This window comes from Geodermatophilus sp. SYSU D00698, assembly GCF_054050335.1.
Map to the genome: position 1 here is coordinate 239,306 of NZ_JBJGZD010000004.1, position 11,256 is coordinate 250,561.

The window sequence follows — 11,256 nt, forward strand, 5'->3', positions numbered from 1 at the left end:
CTCCTTCGTCCGTGCTCTCGGTCTGCGGCCGGGCCGGCGGGACCGCTCGCCGGCCTGCTGCCTCAGGCGGGGCTCACGACGCGTCCGCGAAGGGCCGGATCTCCGGCGCCCGCAGCCGCGCCCGCTCGGCCGAGGTGTCGTCGGGCATGGCCTCGGCGGCGCGCTCGGCCTCCACCCGCGCCAGGTAGGTGCTGATCTCCCGCTCGCGCTGGGCGTCGTCCCAGCCGAGCAGCGGCGCCATGAGGTCGGCCGCGGCGCGGGCCGAGGCGGTGCCCCGGTCGGCCTGCTCGTAGGACAGCCGGGTGCGGCGGGTGAGCACGTCCTCCAGGTGCAGGGCGCCCTCGGAGGTGACCGCGTAGACGACCTCGGCCGGCAGGTAGTCCGGCGCGCCCTCCAGCGGGCGCCCGAGCTCGGGGTCGGCGTCGACCAGGGCGAGGACCTCGTCGACCAGGCTGCCGTAGCGGTCGAGCAGGTGCTCCACGCGCTTCTCGGTCCAGCCGTGCGCGGCGGCGAGGTGCGCCTTGCGGTTCCAGCGGACCCGGTAGCCGTCGGCGCCCACCAGCGGCAGCTCCTCGGTGAGCGACTGGGGGATCGGCGCGTCGGGGTCCTCGCCGGGCGCCCGGTCGCGCAGGGCCATGTCGACGACGTCGCGGGCCATGACGCGGTAGGTCGTGTACTTGCCGCCGGCGATCATCGTCAGGCCCGGCCGCACGGTGGCGGCGGTGTGCTCGCGGGAGACCCGGGTGGTCCCCCCGGCCTCCTCGTCGACCGGCTGCAGCAGCGGGCGCAGGCCGGTGTAGACGCCGAGGACGTCGTCGCGGGTGAGCGGGCGTTCGAGCACCGCGTTGGCGTGGTCGAGCAGGTAGTCGACGTCCGCGGCCGAGGCGACCGGGTGGTCCTTGGCCAGGTCCCACGGGGTGTCGGTCGTGCCGATCACCCAGTGCGTCGGCCACGGGATGATGAACAGCACGCTCTTCTCGGTGCGCAGGATGAAGCCGTCCTCGCCGGCGATCGCCTCGCGCGGCACGGCGATGTGCACGCCCTTGGAGGCGCGCACGGTCAGGCCCTGGGCGCGGAAGAGCTCCTCCGTCTGGTCGGTCCACACCCCGGTGGCGCCGACGACGTGGCGGGCGCGGACGGTGATCTCGCGGCCGGTCTCGAGGTCCACCGCCCGCACGCCCGCGACGCGGCCGTCCTCCTCCAGGTAGCCGGTGACCTGGGTGCGGCTGGCGGCCAGCGCGCCGTGCCCGACCGCGGTGCGCACGAGCACCTGCACGAGGCGGGCGTCGTCGACCTTGGCGTCCCAGTAGCGGATGGCGCCGACGGCGACGTCGTCCCGCAGCGAGGGCGCGACCCGGCGCAGGCCCTTCCTCGACAGGTGCCGGTGCAGCGGCACGCCGTGGCCGTCGCGGCGGCCGAGCAGGCCGCCGAGGGCGTCGTAGAGGGCGATGCCCGCGCCGATGTAGGCGCGCTCCCACACGCGGTGCCGGATCGGGTACAGGAAGGGCACCGGGTGCACCAGGTGCGGGGCGAGCCGGCCGACGAGCAGGCCGCGCTCGTGCAGCGCCTCGCGGACCAGCGCGAAGTCGAGCATCTCCAGGTAGCGCAGCCCGCCGTGCACCAGCTTGCTGGCCCGGCTCGAGGTGCCCGAGGCCCAGTCGCGCTGCTCGAGCAGGCCGACCGTCAGGCCGCGGCTGGCCGCGTCGAGCGCGGCCCCGGCCCCGGTGACACCGCCGCCGATGACCAGGACGTCCAGCACGTCCCGGGACATGCGGTCGAGGGCGGAGGTGCGGACCTCGGGCGAGAGGGCTGTGGACACCGGGTACTCCTGGGGGTGGTGCGGGGGCGGTGCGGGGCGCCGGCGGGGTGCCGGCACCCGGGGACGAGGGTCAACCTGCACCCGATGGCCGCGCAGGGCAACCACCTGCACGTCCGTGCACGGCGGCGTTAGCGTGGGAACCGGACCGCGGGGTCGCCCGCGCCGGGAGGGAGCGGGACCGTGGCGGCCGACGAGGACCTCGAGCGGGTGGCCCGCCGGTACTGGCTGGACCGCGTGCGGATGGAGGACATCGCCGCCGAGGAGGGGGTCTCGCGGTCCACGGTGTCCCGGATGCTGGACGCCGCGCGGGCGCTCGGCATCGTCACCGTCTCGGTCAGCGCCGTGCACGGACGTGCAGCCTCGATGGCGAGCGAGCTCGGCGCACGGTACGGCGTGACGGCGCGCGTGGTCGCGGTGCCCGAGGACGCCCCCGACGTCGCCCGGCTGCAGCTGGTCGCCGACCGGACCGCGGCGGTCCTCGACGAGGCGATGGGCGACGGGATGACGCTCGGACTGGCGTGGGGCACCACCACCAGCGCCGTGGGCCAGCACCTGCGGGCCCGGCCGCTGCGCGACGCGCACGTCGTCCAGCTCAACGGCGCGATGAACACCCACAGCAGCGGCGTCGGGTACGGCAGCGACGTCCTCGGCCGGTTCGGCACCGCCTGGGACGCGCAGGTGCACCACTTCCCCGTGCCGGCGTTCTTCGACCGGTCCGAGACCCGCCAGGCGATGTGGCGCGAGCGCAGCGTTCGCCGGGTGCTGGCGATCCAGCAGTCCGCCGACGTCGCGCTGTTCGGCGTCGGCGCGATGGCCGGCCCGGTGCCGAGCCGGGTCTGGGCGGAGGGCTACCTCGGCCCCGCCGACCGCGCCGACCTCGCCGCCGCCTCGGTGGTCGGCGACGTGTGCACCGTCTTCCTGCGCGGCGACGGGACCTGGGAGGGCATCGCGATCAACGCCCGCACCAGCGGCCTGGTCCCGCCGGCGCTGCGCCGCATCCCGCGGCGGGTGTGCGCGGTCGCCGGCGTCAACAAGGTCACGGCGCTGGCCGCGGCGCTGGCCGGCGGGCTGGTCACCGACCTCGTGCTCGACGAGCGCACCGCCGCGGCACTGCTGCTGCGCCGCACCGCGCCCCGCCCGGTGCCGGCCCTGTGGGCCCGCTGACGGGCTAGCGTCGGGGCCCGTCCCCGCGCGAGGAGGCCGCGATGGAGCTGTCGGGCTACCTGCCGGTGCTGCGCCGCACCGACGCCCGGTTCGCCGACGCCGCCGCCGAGGCCGTGCTGGCCGGCGGCTGGACCGCCCCGGTGCCCGGGTGTCCCGGCTGGACGCTGGCCGACCTGGTGTGGCACCTCGGCGAGGTCCAGCACTTCTGGGCCTGGGTGGTGCGCACCCGCGCGCCCGACCCCGGCGGGTACGTGGCGCCGCGCCGCCGTCCCGACGACGAGCTGCTGGGCTGGGCGGCCGGGCAGTCCGCGGAGCTGGAGACCGCGCTCGCCGGCGCCGACCCCGCCGAGCGGGTGTGGACCTGGGCGCCCCGGCAGGACGTCGGCTTCGTGCTCCGGCGCCAGGTGCAGGAGGCCGTCGTCCACACCGTCGACGTCGAGCAGGTGCTCGGCGACGTGCGGCCCATCCCTCCCGACGTCGGCCTCGACGGCATCGACGAGTGGCTGGAGGTGATGGTGCCCGGCGCGCTGCCCGACGGCCCGCCCGAGGGCGCGCACCCGGTGGTGCTGCACGCCGTCGACGCCGGCGTCGAGCGGACGCTGTTCGCCGGCACCCGGCCCCAGCCGGTCGCCACGCTGCGCGGCACCGCCGGGGACCTGCTGCTGGCCTGCTGGCGGCGGGTGCCGCTGGAGGTGCTCACCGTCGACGGCGACGGCCTCCAGGCGGCCGCGATGATCGCCGCGGTCGACCTGTCCTGAACCCGGCACGGGCAACGGCCCGGCGGCCGGTGGGCGTGTGCGCCGACGCCGCGTTGCGGTGCCCGGGGTGCGGCGTCGGCGCACACCGTCGCCCGTGCCGGCGGGTCAGAAGGGGGGCCAGGGCAGCGCGGGCCAGTCCCCCGACGGCTCGGGGTGCACCTGGGTGCGCAGCAGCTCGGCCACCCGCTGCTGCGTGCACCGGACCTCGCGGCGGGTCAGGTGCTCGTGCAGTGCCTCGCCGAGGTCGCCGCGCAGGTCGTCGGCCAGCCGCTCGAGCACCGCCAGCGCCTCCAGCGGCAGCGGCTTGCCCGCCCAGCGCCACAGCAGGGTGCGCAGCTTCGGGTCGGTCGAGAAGCAGATGCCGTGGTCGACGCCGTACACGTGGCCCGACGGCGTCGGGATGATGTGCCCGCCCTTGCGGTCGGCGTTGTTGACCACGGCGTCGAACACCGCCATGCGGCGCAGCCCCGGGTGGTCCGAGCGCACGAACGCGGCCAGGTCGACGTCGGGGTCGCCGTCGACCCACAGCTGCACCATGCCGGGGCCGAACGGGCCCTCCCGCAGCACGGTGGGCGGGACGACGTCCCACCCGGTGGCCTCGCTGACCAGCGCCGCCGACACCTCGCGGCCGGCGAGGGTGCCGTCGGGGAAGTCCCACAGCGGCCGCTCGCCGGCGACCGGCTTGTAGACGCACTCGGCCTCGAGCGTGCCGGTGCGGACGGTGCCGAACAGCGTCACGTTGCTCGCGTCGAGCATGCGGCCCTCGACGTCGATCTCGCCCTCGCGCAGCAGGGCGCGCGCCTCGGCGGCGCCGGCCGGGGCGCGGAGGTCCTCCGCGGGCTCGCTCATCGCCGTCGTCCGCGGATCAGCGGCGGTAGCCGTTCTGCCGGGGGCAGACGTGCCCGGTCGGGTCCAGCGGCAGCGAGCACAGCGGGCACGAGGGCCGGCCGGCGGCGACGACGCGGCGGGCGCGGGCCACGAACGAGCGGGCGGCGCCGGGGGTGATGGTCACCCGCAGCGCGTCGGGGCCCTCCTCGGCGTCGGACAGGATCGCGTCCTCGTCGACCGGCTCGTCGGTGGCGGCCACGGCCTCGACGACCACCGCCTGCGCCTCGCCGTCCCAGGCCAGGCCCATGGCCGCCACGCGGAACTCCTCGTCGACGGGCGCGGTGAGCGGCTCGAGGTCGTCGACGTCGGCGGTGGCGGGGACGGCGGTGCCGGGGCGGGTGGCGATCTCGTCGAGCAGCTCGTCCATGCGCTCGGCGAGGACCTGCACCTGCGACTTCTCCAGCGCGACGCTGACCACGCGCCCCTCGGCGTCGGACGCCTGCAGGTAGAAGGTGCGGTCCCCGGGCTGGCCCACCGTGCCGGCGACGAACCGGGACGGGCGGTCGAAGCGGAAGACCTGGCGAGGCACGCGCCCAGGTTACGCGGGGAGGCGGACGGTTGCGTTCAGGTCGTGGCCGCCCCGGCCCCGCCGCCGACCACGGCGTCGGAGTCGGTCGAGCCCTCCTTCGGGAGGAGGGCGGCGACGTCGCCGCCGGTGTCGTTCATCCGGACGACGAAGGGCCGGGTCTCGGTGTAGGTGACCACCGAGATCGACGCCGGGTCGACGACGATCCGCTGGAAGGCGTCCAGGTGCAGGCCGAGGGCGTCGGCGAGGACGGCCTTGATGACGTCGCCGTGGCTGCACGCCAGCCACACCGCGTGGGGCCCCAGCCGGGCGTTCCACTCGCGGACCGCGGCCACCGCGCGGGCCTGGGTCTGCGCCAGCCCCTCCCCCTCCGGGCCCGGGAAGACCGCGGCGGAGGGGTGCTGCTGCACCACCTTCCACATCGGCTCCTCGGCCAGCTCCTTCAGCGGCCGGCCGGTCCAGTCGCCGTAGCGGGCCTCGCCGAGCCGGTCGTCGGACCGCAGCTCCAGGTCGCGGCCGGCGAGGACGGCCTCGGCGGTCTGCCGGCAGCGCTCGAGCGGGCTGCTGACCACCGCGGCCAGCGGCACCGGCGCCAGCCGCCGGCCCACCGCGGCCGCCTGCTCCTGCCCGGTCTCGTCGAGCCGCACGCCCGGGGTCCAGCCGGCCAGCACGCCGCCGGCGTTCGCCGTCGTCCGGCCGTGCCGCAGGAGGATGACGGTGGTCACGACGCCCGAGCCTAGGCGCTAGCGCGGGGCGAGCACCCCCACGCCGACCAGCGCCAGCAGCGCCAGGCCGAGCACCACGCGGTAGACGACGAACGGCGTGAACGTGCCGCGGTCGAGGTAGCGCAGCAGCCAGGCGATCACCGACAGGCCGACGCCGAACGCGATGACCGTGGCCAGGACCGTCGGCCCCCAGGAGACGGTCTCCCCCGCGACGTCGCCGGTGAGCGCCTCGTACACCTGGAAGAAGCCCGACCCGAGCACCGCCGGGATCGCCAGCAGGAACGAGTACCGGGCGGCGGCCGCGCGGGTGTAGCCGAGGAACAGGCCCATGGTGATCGTGCCGCCGGAGCGGGACACGCCGGGGACCAGCGCCATCGCCTGCGCCAGCCCGAACAGCAGCCCGTCGCGGACGCTGAGGTCGGCGAGCTCGCGCTTCTTCCGGCCGACCCGGTCGGCCCAGTACAGGACCAGCGAGAACGCGACCAGCGAGATGGCCACGATCCGCAGGTCGCGGAACGTCGTCTCGATGTCGTCCTGGAACAGCAGGCCGAGCACGACGATCGGCACGCTGCCGACGATGATCAGCCAGCCCGTGCGGGCGTCGGCGTCCGAGCGGCGCGTCCGGTCGACCAGGGCCCGCACCCAGGCGACGACGATCCGCGCGATGTCCTTGCGGAAGTAGAGGAGCACCGCGGCCTCGGTGCCGATCTGCGTGATCGCGGTGAACGCCGCGCCCGGGTCACCCCAGCCCGCGGCCTCCCCGACGACGCGCAGGTGCGCGCTGGAGGAGATCGGCAGGAACTCCGTCAGCCCCTGCACCAGCCCCAGGACGACGGCCTCGAACCACCCCACGGGCGCTCAGCCCCGGGTTCCGGGGGTCGGGCGGGACGCGGTGCGCGGGTTCCGTCGGAGCACGGGAGGACAGCCTAGGTCGGCCCACCGGGGCCGGCCCGGCACCACGCGGGTCGCCGTCCTCACACCGCCGCGCCCACCGGCCGCTGTCGTCCCGCGACGGTAGGTTGGCCGGTCGTGGAACAACGGGCGCTGGGACGCAGCGGCCTGGTCGTCTCCCGGCTGGCGCTGGGCACCATGACCTGGGGCCGGGACACCGACGAGGACGAGGCGGCGCTGCAGCTCACCGCGTTCGTCGACGCCGGCGGCACGCTCGTCGACACCGCCGACGTCTACTGCGACGGCGACAGCGAGCGCACGCTGGGCCGGCTGCTGGCCGACGTCGTCCCGCGGTCGGAGGTGCTGGTCGCGACCAAGGCCGTGGGTCGCACCGGGCCCGGGCCGCTGGGCCGCGGCGCCTCCCGCGGGCACCTGCTGGCCGCGCTCGACGCGTCGCTGGCCCGCCTGGGCGTCGACCACGTGGACCTGTGGCAGCTGCACGCCTGGGACGACCACACCCCCGTCGAGGAGACCCTCGCCGCCTGCGACACCGCCGTGGCCAGCGGCCGCGTGCGGTACGTCGGGGTGAGCAACTACACCGGCTGGCAGACCGCGCAGGCCGCCACCTGGCAGCGCGCCTGGCCCGGCCGCGCGCCGCTGGTCAGCACCCAGGTCGAGTACTCGCTGCTGCAGCGCGGCGTCGAGCGGGAGGTCGTGCCCGCCGCCGAGGCGCTCGGGCTCGGCGTGCTCGCGTGGTCCCCGCTGGGCCGGGGGCTGCTCACCGGCAAGTACCGGGCCGCGACGCCGGAGGGCTCGCGGGGCGCCTCGCCGCAGTGGGCCGGGTTCATCGACGACCTGCGCTCGGCCACCGCCGACCGGATCGTGGAGGCCGTGGTCACCGCCGCCGACGGCCTGGGCACCACCCCGCTGGCGGTGGCGCTGGCCTGGGTGCGCGACCGCCCCGGCGTCGCCGCGCCCGTCGTCGGCGCCCGCACCGCCGTCCAGCTGCAGGCCTCGCTCGACGCCGAGAGCGTCCGGCTGCCCGCGGCCATCCGCACGGCGCTGGAGGACGTCTCCGCGCCGCACTTCTCCTACCCGGACCAGCGCACCGCCCGATGACGACGACCTCCGCGAGCACCGCACCCGCCCCCGACCCCGTCTTCGCCGCCTTCGTCGCCGCCGGCCTGTGGCCGGGCCTGGGCAAGCGGGCGGCCGCCGAGCTGCCCGCGGCCGGCATCACCTCCCCCGACGACGTCACCGCCGCGAAGCTGCTGAAGATGCCGCGGGTCGGCAAGCAGCGCGCCGAGCGGCTGTTCTCCTCGTTCCTGGCAGCAGGGCCCACCTACGGCGTGGTCGAGCTGCTGGTGCGGGCCGGGCTGGAGGCGAAGCTGGCGTCCTCGGCCGCCGACGCCCTGGGCGAGGACGCCGCGCGGCGGCTGCGCGACGACCCGTGGGCGCTGCTGGGCCTGCACGGCGTCAGCCTCACCGACGCCGACCGGCTGGCGATCTCGCTGCTGCCCGGCGCCGACCGGCAGGACTCCCGGCGCGGCCGCGCGATCGTCGTCATGACCCTGCGCACGGCCGGCCGCGACGGGCACACCGTGCTGCCCGCCGACCTGGTCGTCGCCGCGCTGCGCGCCGAGGGCGTCACCGACCCGGCGGCGGCGATCGTGGCGGCGGTCGAGTCCGGCGAGGTGCTCGACCACGAGCCGCCGGAGCCGGAGTGGGACGAGTCCTCCGACAGCGATCCTGACGCCGAGCCGCCCGAGCCCGACCCGGCGCTGCGGACGCTGTCGCTGGCCCGGTTCGGCATGGCCGAGGAGGCCGTCGCCGAGGGCGTGGCCCGGCTGGCCGCCACCGCCGAGCGGATCGCCGACCCGGCCGCCGTCCGCTCGGTGTCCAAGGGCCTCGACGAGGCGCAGAAGCAGTCCGTGGCGCAGGTGCTCGGCGCCGGGGTCTCGCTGCTCACCGGCGGCCCGGGCACCGGCAAGAGCCGCACCGTGGCCGCCGTCGTGCGCCTGCTGCGGGCCAAGGGCACCGAGGTCGCGCTGGCCGCCCCCACCGGCCGGGCGGCCAAGCGGCTGGAGGAGCTCACCGACCACCCCGCGGTCACCGTGCACCGGCTGCTCGGCGCGCAGGGCTTCGGCGGCGGGTTCGCCCGCAACGAGGAGTGGCCGCTCGACGCCGACGTCGTCGTGGTGGACGAGGCGTCGATGCTCGACGTCGAGCTGACCGCGGCGCTGATCGAGGCCTGCCCCGACGGCACCCACCTGCTGCTGGTCGGCGACCCCGCGCAGCTGCCCTCGATCGGCCCCGGCCACGTGCTCGGCGACCTCATCGACTCCGGCGTCGTCCCGGTGACCGAGCTGACCACGCTCTACCGGCAGGCCGAGGGCGGCGCGATCGCCCGGCTGGCGTCGGCGGTGCGCACCGGGCAGCTGCCGCCGGTGGACTCCCCCGACCGCGAGGTCGTCGTCGTGCCCGCCGCCGGCAGCGGCGAGGCGGCCCGGCGGGTGGTGCAGCTGGTCACCGACTCGATCCCGCGGGCGCTGGGGATCGACCCGCGCAACGTGCAGGTCGTGACGCCGGTGCACCGCGGGCCGGCCGGGACGATCGAGCTGAACAAGGCGCTCAAGGAGCGGCTCAACCCCGGCGACGGCACGGTGTTCGGCTTCGACGTCGGCGACCGGGTGGTGGCCACCGCCAACCACCTCGACCTCGAGCCGATCGGGTTCGCCAACGGGGAGGTCGGCGTGGTCACCGGCACCGGCGAGGGCTCGCTGACCGTCGACTTCTCCTCGGGCCCGGTGACGGTGACCGGGGACGCGCTGCCCGACCTGCGGCACGGGTGGGCGATCACCGTGCACCGGGCGCAGGGGTCGGAGTGGCCGGGCGTCGTCGTGGTGCTGCCGCCGGAGGCGGGCGGGATGCTGTCGCGGCCGCTGGTCTACACCGCGCTCACCCGCGCGCAGCAGCACCTGTCGATCGTGCACGCGTCCGGCGCGGCGCTGGCCCGGGCGGTGCGGGAGGTCGACGTCCGCCCGCGGCGCACCCGCCTGGCCCGGCTGCTGCGCGAGAACCTGGACGCCTGAGCTCCGCCTTCCGCGCGCGAGCGTGCTAGTCGCGCCGGGTGAGGCCGGCGCGGAGGGCGCACAGCAGCTGGGACGTCGCCGCGCGCAGCTGGCCGGGGCAGGTCAGCGGCCGCGGGAACGGCACCCGGACGTCGCGGTGCCCGCCCGGGCGCTCCACCCGCAGCCGGTAGCCGAAGCGGTCGATGCCCAGCGGGCGCACGGTCTCCCCCGGCCCGGCCGGCACGCGGCTGCGCAGGACGGCGAGCACGTCGGGGTGGTCGCGGTCGAGGTGCTGCAGCATCCGCGCCTCGACGGCGGCGAGCGGGTCGGGGCGGGCGGCGGCGAACCCGCCCGGCGAGACCTCGGTGCAGGCGTCGCCCTCGCGCAGCACGACCTCGGCGAGGTCCAGGCGCAGCAGCGTGGCCGACGTCCCGACGTCGAGCAGCGCGCCCTCGGGCCGGACCTCGGCGAAGGCGACCGCGGCCGCCCGCCGGTCGGCCTCGGGCACCGGGGTCAGCCAGCCGGCCAGCCACAGGGTCGCCCGCACCGGGTCGCGCAGCGGCACCGGCGCGCGGTCGCTGACCATGAGCAGCGCCGAGACCTCCCGGTCCGGCGCGCCGTCGAGGGCGGCGGTGACCTCGCCGTCGGCGGGGACCAGCACGAGCACCTGCCCGGCGGCGGTGGTGGCGTGCGCGAGGGGACGGCTGGGCTCGCGGCCGGCGACGCACAGCGCCGCGGCGCGGCGGGTCGCGGCGGTGCGGGCCCGTTCGGGGGCGCCGGCGACGGAGAGCGCCGGAGAACCCGGGCAGGTGGTCATGGCTCCCCCTCGAGACGACGGTAAGGGAAGCCTAACCACACCCACCGGCGGAGGGAAGCGGGCGTCATCCCCCGTTGGCGGCGCGCGCCCGCCGCAGGTTGCGCCGGACCGTCGCCGGGAGCAGCGCCAGGTCGGCGACCGCCCCGGCGGCGAGCAGCACCAGCAGGTGGACCACCGCGCCGGCGTCGAGCACGACGGCCAGCACCACCGCGGCCAGCAGGCACGGCCCGGCCAGGCCGAGGACGACGGAGACCGCGCGGTCGCGCCCGGCGTGCGCGGCGTGCTGCCCGTCGAGGACGGTCAGCGTGGTGCCCGCCCAGTCGGCGGCCGCCGGGCGCAGCCGCGCGTCGTCGACCGGCCGGCCGCGGGTCACCGCCGTCTGCACGGTGTCGGCCTCGGCGCCGCTGAGCCCGTGCCGGGCGACCACCTCGGCGCGCAGGTCGCGGGTGCCCGGGCCGCGCAGGTCCGCCCAGAACCGGCGGCCGGCGAGCGACCAGGCCAGCAGCGGCAGCACGAGCGCGACGAGGAGCAGGAACACCAGCACGAGGGGCACCCGGCGAGCATTCCGGGCGTCCGCCCGCCCCGGGGCGGGCGGAC

Annotated in this window: 11 protein-coding genes; 4 read left to right on the top strand and 7 right to left on the bottom strand. The window is 77.0% G+C overall.

Annotated features, from left to right (window positions below):
* Positions 1 to 73: 73 nt before the first annotated feature.
* On the bottom strand, positions 74 to 1,819 hold the full coding sequence (locus tag ACI8AB_RS05965; protein WP_456949335.1) for a glycerol-3-phosphate dehydrogenase/oxidase: 1,746 nt from the start codon (positions 1,817 to 1,819) through the stop codon (positions 74 to 76).
* A gap of 180 nt (positions 1,820 to 1,999) precedes the next feature.
* On the opposite strand from ACI8AB_RS05965, the gene ACI8AB_RS05970 reads away from it, so the two are divergent.
* Both ACI8AB_RS05970 and ACI8AB_RS05975 read left to right on the top strand, forming a co-directional pair.
* Positions 2,000 to 2,983, top strand: a complete 984-nt coding sequence (locus ACI8AB_RS05970) for a sugar-binding transcriptional regulator (protein ID WP_456949336.1) — start codon at positions 2,000 to 2,002, stop codon at positions 2,981 to 2,983.
* Positions 2,984 to 3,024: 41 nt separating this feature from the next.
* Positions 3,025 to 3,741 carry a maleylpyruvate isomerase family mycothiol-dependent enzyme gene (locus tag ACI8AB_RS05975; RefSeq protein WP_387989613.1) on the top strand — a complete coding sequence of 239 codons (717 nt, stop codon included), beginning with the start codon at positions 3,025 to 3,027 and terminating at the stop codon, positions 3,739 to 3,741.
* Between the two features lie 105 nt (positions 3,742 to 3,846).
* Here the strand turns inward: ACI8AB_RS05975 and ACI8AB_RS05980 are convergent, their stop codons facing one another.
* The 4 genes from ACI8AB_RS05980 to ACI8AB_RS05995 are packed head-to-tail and all read right to left on the bottom strand — an operon-like array spanning position 3,847 to position 6,732.
* Positions 3,847 to 4,590 carry an SCO1664 family protein gene (locus ACI8AB_RS05980; protein WP_456949337.1) on the bottom strand — a complete coding sequence of 248 codons (744 nt, stop codon included), beginning with the start codon at positions 4,588 to 4,590 and terminating at the stop codon, positions 3,847 to 3,849.
* Positions 4,591 to 4,606: 16 nt separating this feature from the next.
* A complete protein-coding gene (locus ACI8AB_RS05985) occupies positions 4,607 to 5,158 on the bottom strand; it encodes a DUF3090 family protein (RefSeq protein WP_387989607.1) in 552 nt (183 codons plus the stop codon).
* 35 nt (positions 5,159 to 5,193) lie between these two features.
* Positions 5,194 to 5,880: a histidine phosphatase family protein gene (locus ACI8AB_RS05990; protein ID WP_456949338.1), complete on the bottom strand. Its 687-nt coding sequence runs from the start codon at positions 5,878 to 5,880 to the stop codon at positions 5,194 to 5,196.
* A gap of 18 nt (positions 5,881 to 5,898) precedes the next feature.
* Positions 5,899 to 6,732, bottom strand: coding sequence for an undecaprenyl-diphosphate phosphatase (locus ACI8AB_RS05995; RefSeq protein ID WP_456949339.1), 834 nt, complete (start codon positions 6,730 to 6,732; stop codon positions 5,899 to 5,901).
* A 177-nt stretch (positions 6,733 to 6,909) separates the two neighbouring features.
* On the opposite strand from ACI8AB_RS05995, the gene ACI8AB_RS06000 reads away from it, so the two are divergent.
* The gene (locus ACI8AB_RS06000; RefSeq protein WP_387989598.1) at positions 6,910 to 7,890 is read left to right on the top strand and encodes an aldo/keto reductase; all 981 of its coding nucleotides are present in this window, start codon (positions 6,910 to 6,912) and stop codon (positions 7,888 to 7,890) included.
* Positions 7,887 to 9,863, top strand: a complete 1,977-nt coding sequence (locus ACI8AB_RS06005) for an AAA family ATPase (protein WP_456949340.1) — start codon at positions 7,887 to 7,889, stop codon at positions 9,861 to 9,863. Before ACI8AB_RS06000 ends, ACI8AB_RS06005 begins: the two co-directional genes overlap by 4 nt.
* Before the next feature lie 25 nt (positions 9,864 to 9,888).
* Here the strand turns inward: ACI8AB_RS06005 and ACI8AB_RS06010 are convergent, their stop codons facing one another.
* Both ACI8AB_RS06010 and ACI8AB_RS06015 read right to left on the bottom strand, forming a co-directional pair.
* Positions 9,889 to 10,659, bottom strand: coding sequence for a DUF2470 domain-containing protein (locus tag ACI8AB_RS06010; RefSeq protein ID WP_456949341.1), 771 nt, complete (start codon positions 10,657 to 10,659; stop codon positions 9,889 to 9,891).
* A 64-nt stretch (positions 10,660 to 10,723) separates the two neighbouring features.
* Positions 10,724 to 11,212 carry a hypothetical protein gene (locus ACI8AB_RS06015; protein ID WP_456949342.1) on the bottom strand — a complete coding sequence of 163 codons (489 nt, stop codon included), beginning with the start codon at positions 11,210 to 11,212 and terminating at the stop codon, positions 10,724 to 10,726.
* Between the last annotated feature and the right edge of the window lie 44 nt (positions 11,213 to 11,256).

What these genes read in the sequence shown, in the direction of transcription:
- ACI8AB_RS05975 (WP_387989613.1), top strand. Translation starts at nt 3,025, where the DNA reads ATGGAGCTGTCGGGCTACCTGCCGGTGCTGCGCCGCACCGACGCCCGG.
- ACI8AB_RS05980 (WP_456949337.1), bottom strand. Translation starts at nt 4,590, where the DNA reads ATGAGCGAGCCCGCGGAGGACCTCCGCGCCCCGGCCGGCGCCGCCGAG.
- ACI8AB_RS06005 (WP_456949340.1), top strand. Translation starts at nt 7,887, where the DNA reads ATGACGACGACCTCCGCGAGCACCGCACCCGCCCCCGACCCCGTCTTC.
- ACI8AB_RS06010 (WP_456949341.1), bottom strand. Translation starts at nt 10,659, where the DNA reads ATGACCACCTGCCCGGGTTCTCCGGCGCTCTCCGTCGCCGGCGCCCCC.